We start from the raw sequence: 22,414 nt of genomic DNA on the forward strand, positions 1-22,414 counted from the left end.
GCGCGAACTCTGCCGTCAGGCTCGGATTTTGTTATGGCATAACTCAGGTTCTACCTGTTTGAACATCGACAGCGCCTGCTGCAAATGCTCGGCGTCGAACGGGTTCAACGGGTAGAACTTATCCTCTTTGCGCGGGCGCAGCGACAGCCGAATCTGGTTGGCGGTCACCCGTTCATAGAGGTAGCTGGCGATGTCATCATTCTCCTCGTCGCGCCAGGAAATCAGCAGCGCCGCGTGCTCGCCAGTGCGGCGGCCGAGGAAACGATTCTTGGTCCACATCCCTTCAAAATCGCCATCCTTTTGCAGTTTCTTACCGCTGAACAGATCGCTGTCAGCCAGATACCACAGGGCCTGCGGCGAGATCTCCCGCTGCACGCTGCGCCACATTGGCTGATTGTTTTCCATCTGCCAGCACGCCATGCCGAGGTAGTCATTAAGCTCGCGCCAGTCGTTTTCCAACTGTTGTTTCAAACTTTTGTCGGCCAGCGTGTGGAACTGCTGCAAGCCGGTAGCCTGTGCGCCAAGGCGGGTATAACCGACCACCGACATGGTGCGCGGCCTGCGGCGCAGCGTCATCCACAGCAGGAATTTCGGAATGCGGAACTTGATGGCCTGCACGCTGAGCTTGTAACGCTGGCCGCGTGACATCACCAAGCCGTTAGACGCGCCGCGTTTGTCTTGATAATTGCGTACCAGCACCACGCTGTTTTGCCCCATCCAGCCGGTGACGTAATGCTCTTTGTCGCTGGCTGAAATATCCAAATCACGGGCGATCTGCTCGATTTTCTCCACGTCCAATTGGCCGAGGGAGAGGCTTTGATCCGCGCTGTAATAGCTCTTCTTTAAAACGGAGGAGGTCGGGTGAGTGGCTAACGACATAACCGGGCTTCCAGCAAAATGACATTATTTATAGCGTAGCCTAAGTTGTCGGACATATTTATGTCAGTGCTAGCAAAAACCACAATTTTAATATCCCGCGCCCAAAATAAGGCGCGGGGGAAGGGCGTTACGTCAGACTGCCTTCAATACGCAGTTCGTGTTCATCGGGGATTTCATTGAAGGAGAGCACGTGCAGCCCCGGCGCGAATAAACGGGCATAGCGCGACAGCAGCGGGCGCAGTTGCGGCGGCACCAGCAGCACCGGCTCTTTACCAATGGCTTTCATCTGCTCTTTGACTTTTGGCAGCGTATTTTGGAACTGTGTCAGCAGGTTAGGGTCCAGCGGAATGCTGTCGAGCGGCGTTTTACCCGCCGTTTGCGTCTGATTAAAGGCGGTCATCAGCAGCGTTTCCAGCTCGTGATGCAGGGTGTAAACCGACAGCGCGCTGCCCTGAACCATGCCCGCCGTGATGCTGCGGCGTAGGGCATAACGCACGTCGGCCGCCAGCAGGAAGGCGTCTTTGGTGGTGGCTGCGCTTTCCAGCAGCGTAGTGCCGATCACCACGATATCGCGCAGCGACACCCCTTCTTGCAGCAGCATGCGATAGATGCGCAGCAGCTGGCTGTAATTGAGGGCGCCGTTGAGATCTTCCGCCAGTTTGGGGGACATCGACGCCAGCCGGTTGTGCAGCAGGGTGATGTCGTCATAGTTAAACAGGTCAGGAATATGCTGGCGCAGCACCTTGTTGACGTGAGTTGCCACTACGCTGGCGCAGTCCACCACCTGATAGCCCAGATTAAGCGCGTGCGGCTTCTGGTCCGGCGTTATCCAGGTCACCGGCATGCCGTAGGCCGGGTCATTATCCAGCTGGCCGTCCACCTCGCCATAGGTTTCGCTGGAGGGCAGCGCCATCAGTTTATCGGCGGGCAGCGTGCCGCTGGCCTGCTTGATGCCGTTGACCGTGATGATGTACTGGGTCGGCTTAAGGCGGAAGTTCTCGCGAATTCGCACCTCGGGCAGCAGCACGCCGTAGGTTTCCGACACCACCTGCCGCACCCCGCGTATTCGCTGAGTGAGGGGGCTGCCTTTAGATTTATCAACCAGCGTCACCAGCTTGTAGCCAAGGCTAATTGCCACCGGCTCAATCAGCGGAATGCTTTCCCAGCTAACGGTTTGCTCAATATCTTCGCTGATATTTTTCGAGATTTCCGCCAGTTGCTCGGCTTCATTGACTGCCGCCTTAGGCTGGCGGCTGATGCGCCACGCGGTGTAAGCCAGCATCGCGGTGAAAGAGAGGAAGGGCAGATGCGGCATGCCTGGCACCACCGCCAGCACAAACATCACGCCCGCCGCCGTGTAGAGCGTCATTGGCGAGGCCAGCAACTGACGCTTCATCTCCGTGGCCATATCGCCGCTGTCGTTGACGCGGGTAACAATAATTGCCGCCGCGGTAGAGAGCAGCAGGGACGGGATTTGCGCCACCAGACCATCACCAATGGTCAGTAACACGTACTGCTGGAAGGCGGCGCTGGCGCTCAGGTCATATTTAAAGATACCGATACAGATACCGCCGATCAGGTTGATCATTAAGATCATCATCCCGGCGATGGCGTCCCCACGGACAAACTTCGACGCCCCGTCCATTGCGCCGTAGAAATCCGCCTCGCTGGCGATCTCTTTGCGGCGGGTTCGCGCCTGCTCTTGGTTGATAAGCCCGGCATTCAGGTCGGCGTCGATCGCCATCTGTTTGCCCGGCATGGCGTCGAGGGTGAATCGCGCCGATACCTCGGAAATACGCTCGGCCCCCTTGGTCACCACCACGAAGTTGATGATCATCAAGATCACGAACACTACGAAGCCAACCACGAAGTTACCGCCGATCACCACCTGACCGAAGGATTCAATCACCTTACCGGCGGCGCCAACCCCTTCATGACCAAACAGCAGCACCACGCGGGTAGACGCCACGTTGAGCGACAGGCGCAACAGGGTGGTTATCAGCAAGACGGTGGGGAACAGCGCGAAATCGAGCGGGCGCTTGGTCGATACGCTGACCAGCAGCACCAGCACCGCCAGCACGATGTTGAAGGTGAACAGGACGTCGAGCACCATCGGTGGCAATGGCAAGATGATCATTGCCAAAATACTCAGCAGTACTAAAGGTACGCCAACGCTGCCTCCCCGGAAGACTTTAAAGAACCTGCTAGTGAATTTCTGCATCCTGTTTTAACACCTCTTTCGGGATCGTCATGAATCGGTTTAATTGCGGGCGCGAGCTGCTATTGCCCACGCGCCAGGATTTGAGCTGCAATACATAGGTCAGCACGTGCGCAATGGCGCGGTAGAGCTGAGAAGGGATCTGCTGATTAACCTGCGTGGTGTAATAAACCGCGCGGGCCAACTTAGGAAACTCGACGATTTCAATCTGGTTTTCCTTCGCGACCTGACGGATATAAAGCGCGGTTTCATCACTGCCTTTCGCCACCACGTAAGGGGCAGCGGCGCGGGAGTGGTCATACTTCAGCGCCACGGCAAAGTGCGTCGGGTTGGTGATAATCACGTCGGCTCCCGGCACGGTGCGGCGGATCTGCCCCATGGCGACCTGCCGCTGGAGCTGGCGAATGCGGGATTTCACCTCCGGCTTACCTTCGCTGTTCTTGTATTCGTCCTTCTGCTCTTGCTTGGTCATGCGCAGTTTTTTGTTGAACATGTACTTGGTGATCGGCAGATCCACGGCGGCAAAGAAGCCAACCAGCAACACGAAGTTGAACATCACATCGCCATACAGCGAGAGGCTGTGGAACACCGCCTCTTTGAAAAACAGTGACTGCATGGCGAGGTAATCCGGCAGGTAGCTGCTCACCATGTGGTAGAGCAGGGCCAGCATGATGATGCTTTTGAACATCATTTTGAGCGTTTCAACCAGATGCTGGGCGCTAAACAGGCGGCCAATTCCGGTGATAGGGTTCAGTTTGCCGAAGTTCGGCAGCAGCTTTTTCGGCGTGAATATCCAGCCGCCGGGGATCAGCGATACTGCCGACGCAGCCAACGGAATGGGGATCAGCGTGACAACAAATTTCAAAAATATCAGCATATTGTATTTAAGGAACTGAGCGATAATGCCCGGTTCGACAATGTGCTGGGAGTACTGATTGAGTGACACAAAGGCTTCACGCACGAAATCCCGGTAGTGGGGCATGCTGCTGCTCACCACAAAGAACGCCGCAAACAGGCTGCCCGCCAGCGAGATATCTTTTGAGCGAGCAATTTCGCCCTCTTCGCGCGCCTTGCGCTTTTTCTGCGCCGAGGCCTTCTCACTCTTTTCTCCTGCTGAATCATCCGCCATTGGAGACCCTCATGCTGTCGAGCATCGCCAATATTTGGTTGGTGAAATGCAGATAATGGTCCGGCAGGTTGTAGAACAGCGCGGCCAGACAGCCCAGGCCGAACAGCATATTAATAGGGAAGCCGAGCGAGAACAGGTTGAGGGTGGGCGCAATGCGGTTAAGCAGGCCAAACACGCCCTGAACCGTCAGCATAATAAAAGTTGTCGGCAGCGCCAGCAGCATGGCGGAGGAGAAAACCCAGCCCAGCGCCAGCGCCATCCCTTTAAAACTTTGCGGGTGCAGCGCGTTGCCAATCGGCCAATAGGTGAAGCCTTTGAACAAGATAGTCACCAGCAGCAGGTGGCCGTCCATCACGAAGAACAGCAGTCCGGCAAAGATATACACGGTTTGTGAAATCACGGTGGTGGACGCGCCGCTGTTGGGGTCATTCATGACGGCCATGCTCATGCCCATATTAAACGACAGGATTTGGCCGGCGGTCTGTAACGCCAGAAACACCAGTTGAAGCGTCATGCCAAACACCAACCCCCAGATAATCTGCTCGAAGGTCAGCAATATGCCGCGCATGGAGAGCAGGCTGACTTCGGCAACATTGGGAACCAGCGGGGCCATGATGATAGCCAGCGCCAAAGAAATAATAATGCGAATGCGGACGTTCAGCGCCTTGTTGTCCAGAATGGGGCAAAAATGGACAAACGACATGATGCGTACAAAGGGAAACCAGAGTGAGAACACCAGGGCGGTTAGCGCGTCAATCGGCATCATGATTCCTTAATGCACCAGCACGCTGGCTTGGGTAAAGATGGCGATGCAGAAGTCACTGAGCTGCACCATCATCCATTTCCCACAGATGATCAGTATCAACAGGGTGACAATCAGGCGCGGCAGAAAGCTCAGTGTCTGTTCATTAATTTGGGTGGCGGCCTGGAAAATACTGACGCATAGCCCAACTAGCAGGCTAGGAACGACCAGCACGCAGACCAGCGTGATCACCGTTTTGATGCCACCTGCGACGACATCCGCCGCGGTATCTATGGTTAACATGTTATTTCCTCGTAAGAGGCGGGAGCCTTAGCTCAGGCCAAGCCCTTGAATGCTGTGGGTGAGGGTGCCGACGGTCAGCGACCAGCCGTCTATCAGTACAAAGAGCATCAGTTTGAAGGGCAGCGAAACGATCAGCGGCGACAGCATCATCATCCCCATCGCCATCAGGACGCTGGCGACGATCAGGTCAATCACTAAGAACGGGATGTAAATCATGAAGCCAATCTGGAAGGCGGTTTTCAGCTCGCTCAGCACATAAGCGGGCACCACAATCGATAAGTCTTGCGCCTGCGGATCACCTTTCTCTCCGGCGATATCCATGATTTGCGCCATGGCCTTTTTGTCGGTCTGCGCCAGCATGAATCTCTTGAGTGGCACGGAGGCGGTGCTCAGCGTTTCTTGCAAGGTAATTTGGTCATTCTGATAAGGCACGATGGCGTGGTCATAGATATTCATCCACACCGGGCGCATCACCAATAGGGTCAAGGACAGGGCAATACCAATCAGGATCTTGTTCGGCGGGGTCTGCTGTAGCCCCATGGCCTGGCGCAAAATTGACAGCACGATGATGAACCGGGTGAAGCAGGTCATCATCAACACCATAGTCGGCAACAGGCCGAGCAGGGTCATCAGGATCAGCACCTGAATCTTGACGCTGTACTCTTGGCCGCCACCGGCCTGATTGATAACGTTCAAAAAGGCGATATCTCCACCCTTGGCGAGGACCAGGGGTGAAAACAGGCCGAGTGCGAGGCCGAGGAGGATCAGCCGTGATCTCTTCATAACGCTAATTCATCTATTTCTTTACTGTTAAATTCCAGCACGCGGATGCCGTATTTCTCGTTCAGCACCACCACTTCGGCTTTACCAAACAGAATACCGTTGACCTTAATGTCCAGTGGTTCACCGGCGAGCTTGTCCAGCTCGATCACCGAGTCGTCATCTATGCGCAGCAGCTCAGACAGGGCGATTTCTACCGACGCCACTTCCAGCGTCAGGGTGACGGGAATACGGCTGAGCAGTGAGGTGTGGCGACGGGCCAGCGCGTTCTGGGCGTCGGGCTGTGAGGCCGGCACCGACGGTGCGGCGTTGTCGGTTGAGTCATCGTCCAGGGAGAAGTTGAAATCGTCCATATCCGACGTTTCGATGGCGTCTTTTTTACTCATAAGGCTTTATCCTCGGTGATATTTTCTACGATCTCAGTTAAATACAAACGAGTTCGGTCTTCGACAATCAGCGCGTTGAAGAGCTGCTGTTTACCGACAAACACCGGAAATTTCTGCGCTAAAGAAACGGGCAAAATATCGCCGGGCTTAATGGCGGCGAGCTGCGCCACCATCATCTGTAATTGAGCGACGCGAGCGTTTAGCTCAAGCGGAAGGGTGTCGACCAGCAGCTTTATCGAGCGGGCGGCCTTGTTTTCTTCATGGGCAGTAGGCTGGCTGCGCGACATTTTGCGGCGAATTTCCGCCAGCAGCAGGTCAGCATGATGATGGTCGAGGTAAATATGAAACTGGCCTGACGGATAGCCGTTGAGGCTGAAACTCACTTTATATGACCACTGGCTGTTTACCGCCGACAGGTCGGGTTTCAACTCCAACTGGGTGCCCATCATGCCGGGATGAATAATGAGTCGCACGATATCCAGCGCCAGTTTCGATTTCAGGCGCTCTTCAGTGCGGCTGAGCGGGAAAAGGGCGGACTTTTCGCCATCTTGTGGTTCTTCGCCAATGTCTTCCGGGCGAGCCAAACCGTAATAATCATTTAATATGCAGGATAATAAGTCACGGTCAACATCAAAGCCGATCATGCCAAATTGCGAAATAATAATTTCCGCATGTTTTTCTTCTTTATCCATAGCAAAGTTAAAGGCACCGAGCGTGGCATTAACGCGGAACTTTCTGAGGAAATAAGTGTTCAGCTTGGCATCGGTAACATCAAAATGAAGCAGGAAAGCTTTTGGCAAACGATGATAAGGTCTGCCGAGCTTATTCCCTTCCAGTTTAAATATGTTTGGTGTCTGGCTGTATTTAACAACCTTTACCTTGCTACGTGGATTTCTCGCACTCATGGACTGGTCACTTACCCTGTTAGCGATGATGGATAATCAGTGGCGTCATTTATATTGAAAGTAATTTTCAATGCCTATTAAAGAAGCTTGCCGTTGAGGTCGCTTTGTTTCTGTATGCACCCAGACGTTGCTCTTTATTTTTGAATGGCTTCATTAAACATTGAGTGGGTGAATAAAACAATGCGAGTTGCCTTATTAAAAAGTTATTAAAAAATTATTAAATAAGGCGTTAAACCCGGAGTTGCTGCTGGGTTTAATGATATGTTGTTGTTTTAATTGGTTTAAGATCTAAATAATGTCTTATTAATAAATTTCTCATTAAATGTGTGTAATCATTTGCGCAGATTGATTGACGGGCACAATGTTTAACGTCAATAAGTGTTTCCTAAGTCAATCTGATTTCCTGATTTCCACATCGCAAAAGTGAGAAAATCCGATGACAAATAATGACGCCAATTTCGTAATAAACACGCCAGCCAGTGCTAATGTATTTTCTCTAGCCGAGCGCGTTGCCAGTTTTAATGTCCCGGTACTTATCTGCGGGGAAACAGGAACAGGTAAAGAGTGCGTGGCGAAATATATTCATCAGAATGCCTTTAATGAAGACCAGCATCCTTATATTGGGGTTAACTGTGCGGCTATTCCCGAAGCTATGCTGGAATCTACATTGTTTGGTTATGAGAAAGGCGCATTTACCGGCGCAATAAATAGCGTCGCAGGTAAGTTTGAAATGGCTAACGGCGGCACGCTGTTACTCGATGAAATCGGTGATATGCCGCTTTTATTACAAGCCAAGCTATTGCGTGTTTTACAAGAGCACGAGGTGGAACGCCTTGGCAGTAATAAACGCATCAAACTTAATTTCCGCCTGATTGCCTGCACCAATAAGAATTTACAGGAAGAAGTGGCCGCTGGTCGCTTTCGTGAAGACCTCTATTACCGCCTTTCCGTTGTGCCTATTAACATCCCACCGCTGCGTGAGCGCCGCGAAGACATCATGCCGTTGGCCTGGTCATTCATTACGAAATACTCCCGCGCTATCCGCGCCAACCTGACACTTTCCGAAGCGGCGAAAACGGCGCTACTTAACTACCTCTGGCCGGGCAACGTGCGCGAGCTGGAGAACGTAATTCAGCGCGGCATGATCATGAGCACCAGCGAGGTGATCACCACGCAGAATCTCGGTTTTGACGAGATGGAATTCGCCCGCCAGCGCGCTAACAGCATGCTGATTGAGCACCCCGGCGTGGACTGCGACGCCGAAGCTACGCTGCTGCGCACCGGCAAGCGTGCTCAGCATCTGCATATTGCTGACCTGATGAAGAAGTATCAGGGCAATAAATCGCAAATCGCCGCCTCGCTCGGCATTACCACTCGCGCACTGCGCTACCGTCTGGCCGCCATGCGTGAGTCCGGTATCGATACTGACGTCTATTTCTAATTTTCCGCCGGGCAGACCGGCCAAAGGTTTTCCGATGGAACAGATTAAATGGGCGGGTTTTGCACCTGTCCAACGGCAAATGATGCAAGAGATGCAGCGCATGAGCGGCGCGGCGAACACCTCCGCTGCGGATAGCATGGCGATAGCCCATAACGGCGAATCGTCGGATTTATCATTCAAACGGGTAATGTCGCAGGCATTGGGCACGGTTAACAACATTCAGCAAGAGGCTTCCGATAAGCAGACTGCGATGAACATGGGCACCAGTGATGATCTGGTGGGGACCATGCTCGCCAGCCAAAAAGCCAGCATCTCCTTCTCCGCACTGGTTCAGGTACGCAACAAAGTGGCCTCGGGCGTTGAAGAAATCATGGGCCTTTCCATCTAATCCGCCATAAGAGAGTTCAGCGTGTTTGAACGTTTAAAAGGCCGGATCCCGGCATTGAAGGGCACTCCCGGTGATAAAAAAAGTTTGCTGGTTCTGGCGCTGGTCGCGGTGCTTGCCACTGGCGGTATCGTCGCCTGGATGTGGATCGGTGGGCAAGATTACACCGCGCTGTTTGGCTCTCAGGAGAAGATCCCGGTAGCTAAAGCGCTGGAAGTGCTCGACGCAGAAAAAATCAGCTATCGCATTAGCCCCTCCGATGGCCGCATTTTGGTGCCCTCTTCCGATGTCTCCCGCGCGCGAATGACACTGTCGGCCAAAGGCGTGCAGTCGATTCAACCCGCCGGCTATGAGCTGATGGACAAAGACGAGCTGCTTGGTAGCAGCCAATTTGTGCAAAACGTTCGCTACAAACGCAGTCTGGAAGGGGAGTTGGAGCAAACCATCATGTCCCTCGACGGCGTGGAAGAAGCGCGGGTGCAGCTGGCTATCAACGAATCCAGCTCTTTTGTGGTCAATGCCGGGCCAGAAAATAGTGCCTCGATTATGGTCAAACTGCGCGCCGGAACCCAGCTTGCTGACGACCAAATTAACGCCATTGTGCATTTGGTGGCGACCAGCGTGCCGTCGCTAAAACCGGAGCATGTCAGTCTGGTCGATCAGGCGGGGAATCTGCTTTCCGACAGCGTGAGCGGCGTGGCAGCCACGGGCGGCAAGAAGCGTAACTCGATGCTCTCGACCTTGCAGGATCAGACGCATCAGGCCTTAGCCAACGTGCTGACGCCGCTGGTGGGCGAGAAAAATTACCGCATCAGCATCATGCCTGAGCTGGATATGAGTGACATCGAAGAGACGCGTGAGAATTACCAAGGCGATCCTAAGGTCACTAATGAGCATGTGCAGAGTGATGACACGCTGGACAGCGTGGCGATGGGTATTCCCGGCTCACTGAGCAACCGCCCACCGGCAGCCGCCGCGGCAAATACGCCAGCCGCGCCAGTCGACAAAAAAGACCAAAGCGCACGCAATAGCCACATGGATACTACCAAGGTCTATCACTACAACACGGTGATCAGCCACGTTAAGCATCCAGGTTTTGAAATCAAACGTCTCAGCGTCGCGGTGGTGCTTAACCAGAGCGCGGTGAAAGAGTGGAAAGATGACCAAAAAGCCCAATTGCAGGAGGTGTTGAAAAACGCCGCCGGAATTGATGCGCAGCGCGGCGACGTGCTCTCCCTCAGCATGATGCAGTTTATTGCTCCCGCCAAAGTCACGCCGCCGGCTCCGCTGAAATGGTGGCAAAACCCCGACTTGATGTCATGGGTGGAGCTGATTGGCAGCGGCCTGTTGGTGCTGTTAGCTCTGTTGCTGGTGGGTAAACCTCTCGCCAAGCGTCTGGCGACGGTCAACAGCAAACCTGTGGCGGTGGCGGTGCCAGACGATAGCCTCGACCAGCAGGTGCTTCAGGTGGATGCCAGCGGCGCCAGCGAAGAGCGCAAAGGTCTCGACCTGCCTTCCTTCCCCGGAGAGGACAACCTTCCGGCCATGAGTTCGGGCCTGGAAACCAAGATTGAATTCCTGCAAAAACTGGCCATCAGCGATACCGATCGCGTGGTGGATGTCTTCAAACAATGGATAGGCAGCAATGAGCGAAACCAGCCCAAATAACAAAAACAGCACGCCGAAAAACTACCTCGAGCAGGCCGCGATTCTGCTGCTGTGCATTGGTGAAGAAGCCGCCGCCACCGTGATGCAGAAACTGAGCCGCGAAGAGGTAGTGCGCCTGAGCGAAAACATGGCGCGACTCTCGGGGGTGCGTCTGGTGCAGGCCCGGCAGGTGATCAACAACTTCTTTAATGATTACCGCGAGCAGAGCGGGATCAACGGCGGGTCGCGCATGCTGCTGCAAAATATCCTCAACAAAGCCTTGGGCGGTGAGATAGCCAGCAGCGTGATCAACGGTATCTACGGCGATGAGATCCGCTATCGCATGGCGCGATTGCAATGGGTCGACCCTCGGCAGATTGCGGTGCTTATCTCCGAAGAGCATCTGCAGTTGCAGTCGGTGTTTCTGGCCTTCCTGCCCCCGGACATTGCTTCCACCGTGATGTCCTTTATGTCAGACGGCCAGCAGGACGAAATTCTCTATCGCATCGCCAAGCTCGATGACGTCAATCGCGATGTGGTTGACGAGCTGGAAAGGCTGATTGAACGCGGCCTTTCGGTGCTCTCCGAGCACGGCTCGAAGGTCAAAGGTATCAAGCAGGCGGCGGATATCGTCAACCGCTATCAGGGCAATCAGCAGCAGATTTTGGATCAGCTTCGCGCCCGCGATGAGACGGTACTCGAAGCCTTGCAGGACGAAATGTATGACTTCTTTATCATCAGCCGCCAGAGCGAAGAGGTTCGCGTCAAATTGCTGGATGCCGTGCCGCTTGACGACTGGGCGGTGGCGCTGAAAGGCACCGAGCCAGCGTTGCGCAAAGCTATCTTTGGCGTGATGCCGAAACGTCAGGCGCAGCAGCTTGAAGCCGCATCGGGTCGTCTGGGACCCGTTCCGATGAGCCGCATCGAACAGGTGCGTAAAGAGATCATGGGCGTGGCGCGTGAATTGGCTGATGCCGGTGAAATTCAGCTACAGCTGTTCTCTGAGCAGATGGCGGATTGATGATGAATAAAAATCAGGAGCCGCTGACGACACTAAAAGGCCGCTATCGGCTGCACCAGTTCCCGCCGCTGCGCAGCCGGGGTTTGCGCGGCGCCCAGTCGCCAAACAAAGACTATCAGCAACAGTTGATGGACGGTTTTAAAGAGGGCTTGGATAAAGGCTTCGCGCAGGGCATGGAGCAGGGCCGGGTGGAAGGTCTGGAAGAGGGGCGCGCTCAGGGCCATGACCAGGGTTATCGCGACGGTTTTGCCGAAGGTTCACTGACCGGGCAAGCCGAGGGGCGCCGCCAGTTTAGTCAAGCTAGCTCTCCTCTGGATGCCATTGCCCACGAGGCCAATGACTATCTGGCGCACTACCAAATTCGCCAGCGCGAAGAGTTATTGCAACTGGTGGAGAAAGTCACCCGTCAGGTGATTCGCTGCGAACTGGCGCTGCAACCCAGCCAGCTGCTGGCGTTAGTCGAAGAGGCGCTGGGGGGCATGGCGACACCGCCCACGTCCCTCAGCGTGTTCCTTAATCCTACGGAGTTCCAGCGAATTAAAGACGTCTCGCCCGAGAAAGTGGAGGAGTGGGGCTTGCAACCTATGGCCGAGCTGGAGATGGGCGAATGCCGCGTCGTGACAGAATTATCGGAAGTCGATGTTGGCTGTGAACATCGTCTCGATCAGTGCATTTCGGTACTTAAAGAGAGTTTATTACCGGCGGCGAAAGATGAGTGAACTGACTTCGCTGGATGAAGCGCTGCGCTCAATTGAGTCCATTAGTCTGGCTCGCGTTGCCGGGCGGCTGATCCGCGCCAACGGCATTTTGCTCGAGTGCGTCGGCTGCCAGCTGGCGACGGGCCAGCTGTGCCGAATCGAAGCCGGCGATCACCAGCTAATTGATGCACAAGTTGTGGGTTTCAATAGGGAAGTGACCTACCTAATGCCCTTTAAACCTTTAATCGGCCTAACAGCCGGTGCCCGTGTGTTCCCGGAGAATAAGCCGCGCGAAATCGTGATCGGCGAAGGTTGGCTTGGGCGGGTGGTAAATGGGCTGGGAGAGCCCATCGACGGGTTGGGGAAACTGAGCGGCACTCAGGTGCTCGATACCCAACCGCGCTCTATTAATCCCCTGACTCGCCAGTCGGTGAGCCAGCCGTTGGACGTCGGCGTCAAAGCCATCAATGGCCTGCTGACCATCGGCAAGGGCCAGCGCGTAGGGCTGATGGCGGGGAGCGGAGTCGGCAAAAGCGTGCTGCTCGGCATGATCACCCGCGAAACCGCCGCCGAAGTGGTAGTCGTGGGGCTGATTGGCGAACGCGGGCGCGAAGTGAAAGAGTTTATCGAACACTCCCTTGGCCCGGCCGGGCTGAAGAAATCCATTGTGGTGGCGGCCCCGGCAGACGAATCCCCCTTAATGCGTTTAAAGGCCACCGAGTTGTGCCACGCCATCGCGGCGTGGTATCGCGATCAGGGCAAAGACGTGCTGCTACTGGTGGATTCACTGACCCGTTACGCCATGGCTCAGCGCGAAATTGCGCTGTCACTGGGCGAACCTCCGGCCACCAAAGGCTATCCGCCTTCGGCCTTCGGCATCATTCCTAAATTAGTCGAAAGCGCGGGCAATAGCAGTAGCTCTGGCTCGATGACGGCGATTTATACCGTGCTGGCCGAAGGGGATGACCAGCAGGACCCGATAGTGGACTGCGCCCGTGCGGTGCTCGACGGCCACATTGTGCTGACCCGCAAGCTGGCGGAAGCCGGGCACTATCCGGCGATCGATATTTGCGCCTCCATCAGCCGCTGTATGACGCAGGTGACTCAGCCCGAGCATCAGCGGGCCGCGCGTTTTTTAAAGCAAAACTACGCCAGCTATATGGAAATCAAGCCCTTGATTCCGTTAGGGGGTTACGTGCTGGGTGCCGATCCCAACGCCGATCGCGCGGTGAAAATGTTCCCCTACATTGAAGGTTTTTTACGTCAGGAAGTGACCGAGCCCGCGCCTCTGGCTTTAACCATCAGCCGCCTGACTGAGATGAACCCGCCGGCTTAAAGCTGGCATTAAGGATGACATCGGATGAAAGAGATCATTGATACCCTCCAGCGTCTACGCCAGATCCGTCAACAGGGCGTGGACCAGCTGACCAGCCGTCTGGCGAGTCAGAAACAGCTCTGCCAACGCTACGAAACCAATATCAAAACCTTGAATCTTCTGACGCAGAAAATCAGCCTCAATCCCCAGCTCACCAGCCCCGAGGCGCTGAAAAACAAGGTGAGTTATAAGAAAAATATTCGCCGCGTTATCGACTGGCAAACCCAAGAGCAGGCTATGGCGGCGATCAAAGCCAAAAGCCTGCAACGGGAGCTGGTCGCTGAGGCATGTAAAGAGAAAACCCTGTCGCTGGTGATGGAGGAAAAGCAGAACCTCTGGCAGCAGGAACAGGATACCCGCCAGCAGAAAGAATTAGATGGCATCGCGACCCAGTGCTGGCTTCGCCAGCGACAGTCCAAATAGGAAGGACCATGAAAACCATTATTACCTTCGGCACTTTTGATGTGTTTCACGTCGGCCATTTAAGCATTATCACTCGCGCACGCGAGTTGGGTGACAAGCTGATCGTCGGAGTGTCTTCCGACATTATGAACATCAGTAAAAAAGGGCGGATGCCGGTTTACTCGCAACAGGAACGCATGGCGATCATCGGCGGTCTCAAGGCGGTAGACGGCGTGTTCCTCGAACAATCGCTGGCGCTTAAAGCCGAATACATCAGCAAATATGGCGCGAATGTTCTAGTGATGGGTGATGACTGGAAGGGGCATTTTGACTCTTTTTCCACGCTGTGTGAGGTGGTTTACCTGCCACGCACACCTTCAATTTCAACCACATCGATTATTGAGGTGGTTAAGTCGATGTGAATCTTCCTCGAGGGCGATCCGCCCCTCGTTATCATAAGAGTCTGAGTATGCAAAATTTTATTTCCCCTGAGCAGATTTCTGAAGCCGTTCATTCTCTTGAGTCGCTGTCGTGCCAAGTGCCAAAAAAACGCCGGGTGCTGTTTTTTGGTCGCGAAAGTTTTAGTGATAATAGTAAATATCTCTATTTGTATATGTTGGAGAACTGTCCGCATATTGAGGTGATCTGGTGCTCGGCGGAGAGGGGGGTGATTGATCTTTTGCAGCAAAACAAGTTGCCTTGCCATTATTTGGGAGAGGATTTTACCCAGAGTGCTGACCTGCTGCTGCACGCCGCGGTGGCGGTGTTTTGCGTCAATCCTTCACAGAGTTTACTGCGCAACTTGCCGCTGTTTGCCTGTCTGCACGGCGCGAAGCAGATCCAGCTTTGGCACGGCATTTCAGTTAAGCGGTTGCTAATGCAGTTGATTCCTCATTTGGGCGTGGCCGACGTCTCGCTGCGTATTCCCTTTTACTGTGCCACCCGCGCTAACGCGGTACTCAGCACTTCGCCAAAACTCGATGGTTTCTGGCAGCAGGTATTTGGCAATAAACAGATGCTGCGTGCCGGCTTCCCGCGCAATGAAGTCTTGCTGCGTAAAGCCCGCAGCCACGAGTTGATCGGCGCGGAGCTTAAAGGCGTGCTGGCCCAGGCGATTAATCGCAAGCGCCCGAAAGTGCTGATTGTCCCGACCTGGCAGCGTGGCAAAGCCACTCTGCTTTCGTCCCCTGAATTCTTGATAAAAATACTCAATTGGGCCGTGGCGAAGGACGTTGATTTATGGCTGAAACCGCACCCGCTGTATGTCTATCAAAATATCAATGATCAGCGGAAAATCCCCCATTTACATACGCTTCCGGCCGGGGTGGATATCTATCCGCATATGAAGAGATTTGATCTGTTGATCACGGATTACTCTTCGATCATGTTCGATTTCATGCTGACGGGAAAACCGGTAATGACGTTGGATCTTCAGCCTGGTGAGCATCAAAACTTCGAGCCAGATTACTCGTTATTGCCCGGCCAGCATGATTTCAGTTATCCCTTCACGCTGGAAACATTAGAAACCACCCTCAACACCGCGCTGCAAAAGGATCATAAACAAGCCGCCCGGCAGGCATTGCTGGAGGATATTTTCCCAACGCCTGTTCATGAAGCCTGTGCCACGTTGGCGGCGGGGATTGAAAGGGAGATGGCGTCAGTGAAGTGAAATAGGCCCGCCCTGAGGGCGGGTTTTGTCATTACGCGGCGAGGATGTGCTGGATAGCGAGAAACATCGGTACTGCGCCGAATGTGTTAGCCGGTTCATTGAGCGCAACGAAGCCGAGGCGGATATAAAAATTAACCGCTTCGGGTGCGGCATCTAGATACACCCCCTTTATCGGTAAAGCTTGATGGATGACCTTCACCTGCTCAAAGAAGGCCAGCAACAGATCTTGCCCATAGCCTTTGTTTTGCTCTTTGGCGGCGACACCCAACATAATCAGGCGAACTACGCCAATATCATTGGGGAGTGAACCGGCAATAACTCCCGTCACTTTACTTTTTTGCAGCGAGTAGGCGGAAAAAGTGCAAACGCCCAACAGCTCGCCGGTTTCAGCGTCAATCAGCGCCTTGGCCGCGCAGTTCCCTTCCTTGACGCTCTTCTTTAGCGAATTACGCACATAGGCGTTAATGACTGCGTTGCCGCAATCAAAAAGCTGATTGCCCGGATAGATAATATCCGCCTGATACCCACAAACTATGGCACTACTGGTTTCATTTTGCGCTTTGGCCATTGCTATTTTTTCTCCGCATCAAGGCTTGTAAGGCCAATGTTGGTGCTGCTGGTTCAGAAAGAAGCTGATTCACTTCTTGCCAACTTTGTGCGGAAAGTTGTCGACTTCTTTGGTTGTCGAGTACGGTTTCTGCGCGTTCCATGGCGGCATTTAAGATAAATGCGCTCAAATCCAAACCCGCCGCTGCTGCGGCTTCCCTGAGAAGATCTTTAATATCCGCGCTCGTTTTCAACTCAACCCGAGCATTTTTAACGCTACGAACTTCATTGGAGAGAGTAGCTGCTTTAGGCATAACGACCTCATTATCCCGCCCTTAACGGCGGGCAAATTAACATTCAATACGGCTAATGGCCGTATGCTTATAATTTAAGCGCGGCTGAACCTGATGTCAACGTGTACGGCTGACAGCCGTATGATTAAATCAACCAAACATCTTCTCCCGCAGGCTGCGCAGGAAATGGTTTTCTGCCAGCGCGGCGCCGACGGGTTCACTCATCAGGGTTTGCAGGCTGTGGGCGATGCGCTCTCCGGCCTGGCCGTCTTGAAAACTATCGCAGTAGTGGTGGCGAATGCGTTCAAGCCCCGTGTCGTGTTGGTGCCAATCAAAGTGGGGATCAAGGGCACGGCGCAGATCGCTGATGTCATCAGCGACCGGCAGCAACTGTTGGATCTGCTGCTCGGCGCTTTGCGAGTTTGACAGGGAATGCGGCTCTTGCAGCTTTTGAACCTGTGCCGGAGATCGCAGCAGCACAGTTTTTTTCCCAGCCTGAACGGCGTCGAAAATAAAACCGCTATTGTCGCTCAGCACATAATCCGCCCGATGAAGCAGGGGGAGGTTTAAATTGGCGTCACTGACGCATTTGCGGAACAGGGATTTTGCCTGCTTCAGCGCGGCGGCTTCCTCCTGTTTGCTACAGGTGCCGTGATGCAACTTCACTACCAGATTGAATTCTCTCTGTAAGCGGCTTAACGCTTCCGACCAGTGGGGAAGGGAACTCAGCGGACCAAAGGTTGGCGCATAGAGCAGGGTAGGTTTTTTGCCGTCGAGTTTAAGGAAGTTGAGGACCGAGGTGTCCACCCTGCCTTGATACCAGTCGTCGAAGCGCGGATTGCCGACGGTTTCACAGGTATTCAACAGGTTCAGGCGGCTGCGGGTGTGTTCGCCGTAACAGTAAATCCGGTCATAAAACACGTTCCACCAGGCATGTCCCCAGTTGTCTTTTGCCAGTCCGTAAATCATTCGCGCGTTGCGCAGGCCAAGTCCGGCAATCAGCGGCGTATGGTAAGGGCTGACCACGCAGCCATACTGTAGGCCGGATTTTCGCACCACAGAAACTAGACTGACGTTGACATCGGGCCGGGCCAGATTATCCAGAAACTGGGTCATCTCTTTGACGAAGGCGGGCTGGATGCTGTCGGCAATCATCAAATGACAGGGCTGGCCGCGAGCGACCAGTGCGTCGATCACCTTCTCATAAACCGAATAGTGGAAGGCCGTTTCCATATAGAAAGCGACAGTGTTCGCCAGCGGATCCTCACCCTGTGGCACATTGACGTGAAAATCGGGCTGGCTGGCGGGACGCATAATTTTGCTGAAATAGTGCGACACGCTGTCGGTTTCCTGACGGGCAATATCGCTATAGCCCGGCGCCTGCCAGGCAAAGCCCGGTGACAGCGCCAGCCATTTGCACTGCGCCATTTCGCCGTTCCAATAGTGGTCGAAAGTAAATCGTTCCACGTCGCCGGTGCGCGTCAGCCCCTCAAGGCTTTCGCTCAACAGGCGTTGAAAATCAGCAAAATAGGGCTGATTGACGGCGTACATGCAGGCTTCTTGCGCCTGATTGACCTTCCATACGCCTGGCAGACTGCCGAGCGGCGCGGCGGTGCGAATATGGCTGCCAAACAGCACCACTTCCCACGGCAGGCGCTGCATAGCGCCCATCAGACGATTAACGGCGTCCACGGTCAGCGCCTGTTTCACGCAGCGCACGTCGTCTTCCATCAGGACATAATTCTTCCAGCCATGCTGCTGGGCTAAAGTCAGCGCGGCGAGGTGCGACAGGCTCCGACCGCGCTGCCCGCAGGCATCGGGCGTGGCGTTGATACGGCGAATCTTCTCTGGGGGCACCTGCAGCGCGGCCAGCTCTTGCTGCATCGCCTGCCAGCGATCCGGGCGGCTATCAAGATTGATCACTAAAACCTGATCGATAGCTTGCCACTGCACCGGTTTACTGGCCGTGGCGTTGTGCAGGCTGAGAAAATGGTTGCGCAGCATTGGGTCGCTGACGATATCTTCCAGCTTGGCCGACACGGCTTCACTGCTCGGCAGAATAAAGTTTTTATCGAAGGTGTTATTACTGTGCGACACGCAGAGGATGGTTTTCTCTTCACTAAGTTGCAGCACCGGCACGCTGAAATTATTGAGGAAAGATGTCTCTTCTCCCATTTCGACTTCATCGTCATAACGATGGTTTTTCAGGTAGTTACGGTGATAACAGAAGGTGCCGTTCAGCAGATGCTTCTTGCCAAAGCTGTGAGATTTAAAAATGCGATTGAGATGGCTGTACCAGATATTAATGCGGTCCGAGCCGGAAATTAGCGCGCCGCACTGCTGCATGGCGGCGACGGTCCAAGAGATTTTATCCGGCGGATAATAGTCATCATCATCCATACACAGAATGTACTCACCCTGAGCTAATTCATTGAGCATATTACGTTTCTTGCCCAGCTTCAGGCGCTCTGGATGATGGATATAACGCACATTCGCCGAAGGATCGCGCGCCAGCAGGCTGTCGATCAGCGGCTGCTGGCTGATGGCGGAATCATCGAGAATAATCAGTTCGCGGCGATCGGCCGGGTGATCCTGATATTGAAACATATACAGCAAGTAAGGCAGAAACGCGCTGCGCTCCCACGTCGGGCAAATCACGCTAACAAAAGGAATCGGGCGCTTTACCCGCAGACCGGCAGTGGACTTCTCCATAATAACAACCTGCATCTATCAAATGTCGAACAGCTTTGGGGATCAATAAACCAGAAGGGCGAATGCGGCTAAGTCAGCTTCGACCGACGGACTGCGCAATGCCTGAATTTGTTGGCTGGTGATCGGGTTGCTCTGTCGCCACTGGTGATACAGGCTGAAAATGTCTACCACCAGTTGGTCATCTAACTCACTGCCGTCCAACATCCACAGACACAGCAGGCTACGCAGCAGGAAGTAATCGGCGACGAGATCAAAGTAAACCTCGGCCAGCGGCAGGGTTTCATGCTGCGGGAAGGTGTCGTGATACAGACGGTAAAGCAGGTAGTTGTTGAGCATCCAGCGGCGCTGATTGAAGAAAGGACGACCACGCTGGCGCCAGATGTCATGAATTTGTTCCAACAGGCGGCTTTCGCCAGCTTCACCCAGGTTTCCCATCAGCGCCAGTTGCAGCATAAAGGTCGCTTTGCGCGGCGACTCCGGCAACTTCTCCCACGGGATCTCCAGGCTGTTCAGTTCACGTAGAAAGTCGAGCTGCACGCTGGGGATGATCGGCAACTCTTCATATTGCTCTTGCAGGCGACGATCGCTGGCCAACTGAGCCAGCTCCTCCGGCAGACGGGAGATTTCCGCGCAATCTTTAGCCTCTTTGCCACTGCGTTTGCTGGCATAAGAGATCATCACGCCAATGCTGTAGAGCTTCTGCGCGCTGTCGAGCTCCGGCAGTGTGCCAAGGTTCAGTGCGGCTTGGTTTAGCGTCTGGATCCACGGGGAGAGGGCGGTGTGTTCATCATTGGCGGGATGCTGAGACTCTTCCAGCCATAGGGCGTCCGGCTGGCAGAGAATTGACTCGCAACAGGCGCGTTCGCCTAATAGCAGTGTTTGGCGGATCTCATGCTGCCAGTGAATCGACATCACATCACACAGCCCTTGCGGATGCTGCTCGATAAAATGGCGGACATAGTTGGGGCGGTAGCGACTTAACTGGGTCATACAAAATCCTTTAATCAGGCATAGATGCAGCGATGCGCGCATCGTTGAGGTTGCGCAGAGATTGCAATCGCTGTGCCAGAGTGGTTTAAGATTTATATTTCAATGGGTTGCGAGCGGATGTGGGGAGGAGAGCGGAAGTGTGATTTCCGCTATTTCCGCTTTAATTCTTCCGGGCTAAGCCGAAACTAGCGCGCCGTTTGGGCATCGTGATACAAAAAGTCGTCGGGAGTGCCGAGCAGTTTTTGCAGGATATTTTGCTGCATATTGAGCAGCACGCCGTTGCGCGCATTACGTTTTTTGCACACCCGAACTTGGCTTTCAAGGCGTTGCCACCACTGCGTTACTCGCGATTTCTCAGTAGCCGGCAGTTTGCTAATCAGATAGAGAATGGCTTTGTTGTTGGCCGGCAAGCCCAGCTCTTCGAGCAGGGTGCGGCGCTCACTGGCGTTGAAACTGATCAACCGGTGCAGTGACAGAATTTGACCATTGATGTCGTTTAGCTCTTGGCTGTTACGACGGATCATGCTGCTTGATTGCAATTCAAGCAGCGTACACAGCAGCTCGTAGTGGCGATTATCCTCGCGGATACCCAACAGGATGCGTTTGATTTGTGTCGCTTTGCTCATGACTTATCCTCGGAAGAAAGAGAGCATAGACCCGGCGATAGCGTCGCTGTCGAGGTTAAATTCGCCGGATTGCACGCTCGCCTGTAAGGCCGAAATTTGCTCGGCATCCGGCGCGCCGTCGGGTGTGACGGCCAGTTGGCTACGGGCGGCATCCATTTCGTCCTGCTGATCATCATGGCTCAGTGGCGCAACGGCGCTTTTATTCGGCGTCGTCGTTGGGCGTCGGCTGGTTAACGTGGCGGCCTGTGGCGCGGCAACATTAGGGTTAATTTTCATATCTGCCTCGTAAATGCTGGGACAAAAGTGCTGTTACCTGAGTAAAGCGGCACGAGGGCAGGGGATCTTTAAGTCTATTTCACCCTTGCTTTACAAATTAGCCACCGGCGCATTGATCGCGACTGAGCCGTCGGCCTGAATTTTGCCTTTTACCACCTGATTGCTGCTCTCATTGCGCACGCTAATCACCTCGTCCTGATGGCCATTTTTCATCGCTAATCCCTTAGTCCGCGCATCAATCCCCTCAATGCTAATGTCGATGATCACTTCGTCTCCGCGCTTCACCAGCAGAGGCATCTCAAGCTGTTGCGGCGTGACAGGCTTGGAGGCGCGCAGCTGCGAGCGAGTCTGTTTGCCAATCACCTGTGACAGATCGGTCATGAATTTCCCATTGCCGCTGCTGACGTTGTAGCGGCGCAAGGTCAGATTCGACTCGGTTAAGGTTTCGCCACGAGGAATATCCCCCTTGGTCATCACCACTGGCAGGGTGATGTCGGGGCGAACATTGACCGTCACCGACCAGCTGTCGCCACAGGCTACCTGATAGCGCTGATGATTGAGCTGGAACCCGGCATTATCCGGCGCGCTGACTTTCAAAGGCTGTGTGCAGAGGGGATAGGCGCTGACGGTTGGCGGAACGAACAGCGACAGTTTTATTTTCTCATCCTTCCAGCCCTGCTTATCCGCGTAGTCATGCAGCACTTTAATGGCGTGTTGAGTGACATCGCGGGTGATTTGCTGCTGCGCGCTGGTGGCAACAGGCGGTGCGGCAAGGCTGGCTTGAGCCGACGCTGCGAGTCCCAAAGCCGCGATGGCAGCACAGTGAATCGGGAAGGAAATTTGCCGACGTAAACGGAAAGAAAAGCGGAAACGCGGGTTCCGGTTTGGCTGAGGATTTTTCATAAATTCACCTTGAATCAATAAGTTAAAAAACTGGCACGCGACTTGCTCTACAAGCGCTACACGAGATTTTTTAATACCGTTTCAAGGT

Annotated in this window: 24 protein-coding genes; 9 read left to right on the forward strand and 15 right to left on the reverse strand. The window is 54.2% G+C overall.

Annotation, left to right across the window (positions count from 1 at the left end; translation table 11 throughout):
- Positions 1 to 15: 15 nt before the first annotated feature.
- From V2154_RS04705 to V2154_RS04740, 8 genes are all read right to left on the reverse strand, one after another.
- On the reverse strand, positions 16 to 879 hold the full coding sequence (locus tag V2154_RS04705; protein ID WP_353501265.1) for a hypothetical protein: 864 nt from the start codon (positions 877 to 879) through the stop codon (positions 16 to 18).
- Between the two features lie 127 nt (positions 880 to 1,006).
- On the reverse strand, positions 1,007 to 3,100 hold the full coding sequence (gene flhA / locus V2154_RS04710; RefSeq protein ID WP_353501266.1) for a flagellar biosynthesis protein FlhA: 2,094 nt from the start codon (positions 3,098 to 3,100) through the stop codon (positions 1,007 to 1,009).
- Positions 3,084 to 4,226 carry a flagellar type III secretion system protein FlhB gene (gene flhB / locus V2154_RS04715; protein WP_353501267.1) on the reverse strand — a complete coding sequence of 381 codons (1,143 nt, stop codon included), beginning with the start codon at positions 4,224 to 4,226 and terminating at the stop codon, positions 3,084 to 3,086. The genes flhA and flhB overlap by 17 nt, the downstream gene beginning before the upstream one ends.
- Entirely contained in the window at positions 4,216 to 4,989 is a 774-nt protein-coding gene (gene fliR, locus V2154_RS04720) for a flagellar biosynthetic protein FliR (RefSeq protein WP_353503918.1), read from the reverse strand. The genes flhB and fliR overlap by 11 nt, the downstream gene beginning before the upstream one ends.
- A 9-nt stretch (positions 4,990 to 4,998) precedes the next feature.
- Positions 4,999 to 5,271 carry a flagellar biosynthesis protein FliQ gene (gene fliQ, locus V2154_RS04725; protein ID WP_353501268.1) on the reverse strand — a complete coding sequence of 91 codons (273 nt, stop codon included), beginning with the start codon at positions 5,269 to 5,271 and terminating at the stop codon, positions 4,999 to 5,001.
- A gap of 27 nt (positions 5,272 to 5,298) precedes the next feature.
- A complete protein-coding gene (gene fliP / locus V2154_RS04730; RefSeq protein WP_353501269.1) occupies positions 5,299 to 6,054 on the reverse strand; it encodes a flagellar type III secretion system pore protein FliP in 756 nt (251 codons plus the stop codon).
- Positions 6,051 to 6,404, reverse strand: a complete 354-nt coding sequence (gene fliN / locus V2154_RS04735; RefSeq protein ID WP_437342021.1) for a flagellar motor switch protein FliN — start codon at positions 6,402 to 6,404, stop codon at positions 6,051 to 6,053. Before fliN ends, fliP begins: the two co-directional genes overlap by 4 nt.
- Before the next feature lie 29 nt (positions 6,405 to 6,433).
- Positions 6,434 to 7,342: a FliM/FliN family flagellar motor switch protein gene (locus V2154_RS04740; RefSeq protein ID WP_353501271.1), complete on the reverse strand. Its 909-nt coding sequence runs from the start codon at positions 7,340 to 7,342 to the stop codon at positions 6,434 to 6,436.
- Positions 7,343 to 7,778: 436 nt separating this feature from the next.
- Between V2154_RS04740 and V2154_RS04745 the strand changes: the two genes are divergently transcribed.
- The 9 genes from V2154_RS04745 to V2154_RS04785 are packed head-to-tail and all read left to right on the forward strand — an operon-like array spanning position 7,779 to position 15,980.
- Positions 7,779 to 8,783, forward strand: coding sequence for a sigma-54 interaction domain-containing protein (locus V2154_RS04745; RefSeq protein WP_353501272.1), 1,005 nt, complete (start codon positions 7,779 to 7,781; stop codon positions 8,781 to 8,783).
- A gap of 34 nt (positions 8,784 to 8,817) precedes the next feature.
- Positions 8,818 to 9,171 carry a flagellar hook-basal body complex protein FliE gene (fliE, locus tag V2154_RS04750; RefSeq protein ID WP_353501273.1) on the forward strand — a complete coding sequence of 118 codons (354 nt, stop codon included), beginning with the start codon at positions 8,818 to 8,820 and terminating at the stop codon, positions 9,169 to 9,171.
- Between the two features lie 21 nt (positions 9,172 to 9,192).
- Positions 9,193 to 10,836 carry a flagellar basal-body MS-ring/collar protein FliF gene (gene fliF, locus V2154_RS04755; RefSeq protein ID WP_353501274.1) on the forward strand — a complete coding sequence of 548 codons (1,644 nt, stop codon included), beginning with the start codon at positions 9,193 to 9,195 and terminating at the stop codon, positions 10,834 to 10,836.
- The gene (locus tag V2154_RS04760; RefSeq protein WP_353501275.1) at positions 10,814 to 11,836 is read left to right on the forward strand and encodes a flagellar motor switch protein FliG; all 1,023 of its coding nucleotides are present in this window, start codon (positions 10,814 to 10,816) and stop codon (positions 11,834 to 11,836) included. The genes fliF and V2154_RS04760 overlap by 23 nt, the downstream gene beginning before the upstream one ends.
- Positions 11,836 to 12,555 carry a flagellar assembly protein FliH gene (fliH, locus tag V2154_RS04765; RefSeq protein ID WP_353501276.1) on the forward strand — a complete coding sequence of 240 codons (720 nt, stop codon included), beginning with the start codon at positions 11,836 to 11,838 and terminating at the stop codon, positions 12,553 to 12,555. The genes V2154_RS04760 and fliH overlap by 1 nt, the downstream gene beginning before the upstream one ends.
- Positions 12,548 to 13,870, forward strand: coding sequence for a flagellar protein export ATPase FliI (fliI, locus tag V2154_RS04770; RefSeq protein WP_353501277.1), 1,323 nt, complete (start codon positions 12,548 to 12,550; stop codon positions 13,868 to 13,870). The genes fliH and fliI overlap by 8 nt, the downstream gene beginning before the upstream one ends.
- 24 nt (positions 13,871 to 13,894) lie before the next feature.
- A complete protein-coding gene (gene fliJ / locus V2154_RS04775; protein ID WP_353501278.1) occupies positions 13,895 to 14,332 on the forward strand; it encodes a flagellar export protein FliJ in 438 nt (145 codons plus the stop codon).
- Positions 14,333 to 14,340: 8 nt separating this feature from the next.
- A complete protein-coding gene (locus tag V2154_RS04780; protein WP_353501279.1) occupies positions 14,341 to 14,733 on the forward strand; it encodes an FAD synthase family protein in 393 nt (130 codons plus the stop codon).
- A 47-nt stretch (positions 14,734 to 14,780) separates the two neighbouring features.
- Positions 14,781 to 15,980, forward strand: coding sequence for a CDP-glycerol glycerophosphotransferase family protein (locus V2154_RS04785; protein ID WP_353501280.1), 1,200 nt, complete (start codon positions 14,781 to 14,783; stop codon positions 15,978 to 15,980).
- A 31-nt stretch (positions 15,981 to 16,011) separates the two neighbouring features.
- Here the strand turns inward: V2154_RS04785 and V2154_RS04790 are convergent, their stop codons facing one another.
- The 7 genes from V2154_RS04790 to flgA all read right to left on the reverse strand — a co-directional run bounded on the left by V2154_RS04790 (position 16,012) and on the right by flgA (position 22,326).
- On the reverse strand, positions 16,012 to 16,548 hold the full coding sequence (locus V2154_RS04790) for a GNAT family N-acetyltransferase (RefSeq protein WP_353501281.1): 537 nt from the start codon (positions 16,546 to 16,548) through the stop codon (positions 16,012 to 16,014).
- Positions 16,529 to 16,840 (reverse strand): type II toxin-antitoxin system TacA family antitoxin, encoded by a 312-nt coding sequence (locus V2154_RS04795; protein ID WP_353501282.1) that lies wholly within the window; start codon positions 16,838 to 16,840, stop codon positions 16,529 to 16,531. Before V2154_RS04795 ends, V2154_RS04790 begins: the two co-directional genes overlap by 20 nt.
- 129 nt (positions 16,841 to 16,969) lie before the next feature.
- Entirely contained in the window at positions 16,970 to 19,531 is a 2,562-nt protein-coding gene (locus V2154_RS04800; RefSeq protein WP_353501283.1) for a glycosyltransferase, read from the reverse strand.
- Positions 19,532 to 19,573: 42 nt separating this feature from the next.
- A complete protein-coding gene (locus V2154_RS04805) occupies positions 19,574 to 20,521 on the reverse strand; it encodes a hypothetical protein (protein WP_353501284.1) in 948 nt (315 codons plus the stop codon).
- Positions 20,522 to 20,706: 185 nt separating this feature from the next.
- Complete coding sequence (gene flgN / locus V2154_RS04810) at positions 20,707 to 21,147, reverse strand: flagellar export chaperone FlgN (RefSeq protein ID WP_353501285.1); 441 nt, start codon at positions 21,145 to 21,147, stop codon at positions 20,707 to 20,709.
- Positions 21,148 to 21,150: 3 nt separating this feature from the next.
- Positions 21,151 to 21,423: a flagellar biosynthesis anti-sigma factor FlgM gene (locus V2154_RS04815; RefSeq protein ID WP_353501286.1), complete on the reverse strand. Its 273-nt coding sequence runs from the start codon at positions 21,421 to 21,423 to the stop codon at positions 21,151 to 21,153.
- A 90-nt stretch (positions 21,424 to 21,513) separates the two neighbouring features.
- A complete protein-coding gene (flgA, locus tag V2154_RS04820) occupies positions 21,514 to 22,326 on the reverse strand; it encodes a flagellar basal body P-ring formation chaperone FlgA (protein WP_353501287.1) in 813 nt (270 codons plus the stop codon).
- Positions 22,327 to 22,414 lie beyond the last annotated feature (88 nt).

It is taken from the genome of Ewingella sp. CoE-038-23 (genome assembly GCF_040419245.1).
GTDB lineage: Bacteria > Pseudomonadota > Gammaproteobacteria > Enterobacterales > Enterobacteriaceae > Ewingella > Ewingella allii.

Bases quoted from the DNA above. Each gene is read 5' to 3' on its own strand.
- V2154_RS04705 (WP_353501265.1), bottom strand. From the start codon at position 879: ATGTCGTTAGCCACTCACCCGACCTCCTCCGTTTTAAAGAAGAGCTAT.
- flhA (WP_353501266.1), bottom strand. From the start codon at position 3,100: ATGCAGAAATTCACTAGCAGGTTCTTTAAAGTCTTCCGGGGAGGCAGC.
- flhB (WP_353501267.1), bottom strand. From the start codon at position 4,226: ATGGCGGATGATTCAGCAGGAGAAAAGAGTGAGAAGGCCTCGGCGCAG.
- fliR (WP_353503918.1), bottom strand. From the start codon at position 4,989: ATGCCGATTGACGCGCTAACCGCCCTGGTGTTCTCACTCTGGTTTCCC.
- fliQ (WP_353501268.1), bottom strand. From the start codon at position 5,271: ATGTTAACCATAGATACCGCGGCGGATGTCGTCGCAGGTGGCATCAAA.
- fliP (WP_353501269.1), bottom strand. From the start codon at position 6,054: ATGAAGAGATCACGGCTGATCCTCCTCGGCCTCGCACTCGGCCTGTTT.
- fliN (WP_437342021.1), bottom strand. From the start codon at position 6,404: ATGGACGATTTCAACTTCTCCCTGGACGATGACTCAACCGACAACGCC.
- V2154_RS04740 (WP_353501271.1), bottom strand. From the start codon at position 7,342: ATGAGTGCGAGAAATCCACGTAGCAAGGTAAAGGTTGTTAAATACAGC.
- V2154_RS04745 (WP_353501272.1), top strand. From the start codon at position 7,779: ATGACAAATAATGACGCCAATTTCGTAATAAACACGCCAGCCAGTGCT.
- fliE (WP_353501273.1), top strand. From the start codon at position 8,818: ATGGAACAGATTAAATGGGCGGGTTTTGCACCTGTCCAACGGCAAATG.
- V2154_RS04760 (WP_353501275.1), top strand. From the start codon at position 10,814: ATGAGCGAAACCAGCCCAAATAACAAAAACAGCACGCCGAAAAACTAC.
- fliH (WP_353501276.1), top strand. From the start codon at position 11,836: ATGATGAATAAAAATCAGGAGCCGCTGACGACACTAAAAGGCCGCTAT.
- fliI (WP_353501277.1), top strand. From the start codon at position 12,548: ATGAGTGAACTGACTTCGCTGGATGAAGCGCTGCGCTCAATTGAGTCC.
- fliJ (WP_353501278.1), top strand. From the start codon at position 13,895: ATGAAAGAGATCATTGATACCCTCCAGCGTCTACGCCAGATCCGTCAA.
- V2154_RS04780 (WP_353501279.1), top strand. From the start codon at position 14,341: ATGAAAACCATTATTACCTTCGGCACTTTTGATGTGTTTCACGTCGGC.
- V2154_RS04785 (WP_353501280.1), top strand. From the start codon at position 14,781: ATGCAAAATTTTATTTCCCCTGAGCAGATTTCTGAAGCCGTTCATTCT.
- V2154_RS04790 (WP_353501281.1), bottom strand. From the start codon at position 16,548: ATGGCCAAAGCGCAAAATGAAACCAGTAGTGCCATAGTTTGTGGGTAT.
- V2154_RS04795 (WP_353501282.1), bottom strand. From the start codon at position 16,840: ATGCCTAAAGCAGCTACTCTCTCCAATGAAGTTCGTAGCGTTAAAAAT.
- V2154_RS04800 (WP_353501283.1), bottom strand. From the start codon at position 19,531: ATGGAGAAGTCCACTGCCGGTCTGCGGGTAAAGCGCCCGATTCCTTTT.
- V2154_RS04805 (WP_353501284.1), bottom strand. From the start codon at position 20,521: ATGACCCAGTTAAGTCGCTACCGCCCCAACTATGTCCGCCATTTTATC.
- flgN (WP_353501285.1), bottom strand. From the start codon at position 21,147: ATGAGCAAAGCGACACAAATCAAACGCATCCTGTTGGGTATCCGCGAG.
- V2154_RS04815 (WP_353501286.1), bottom strand. From the start codon at position 21,423: ATGAAAATTAACCCTAATGTTGCCGCGCCACAGGCCGCCACGTTAACC.
- flgA (WP_353501287.1), bottom strand. From the start codon at position 22,326: ATGAAAAATCCTCAGCCAAACCGGAACCCGCGTTTCCGCTTTTCTTTC.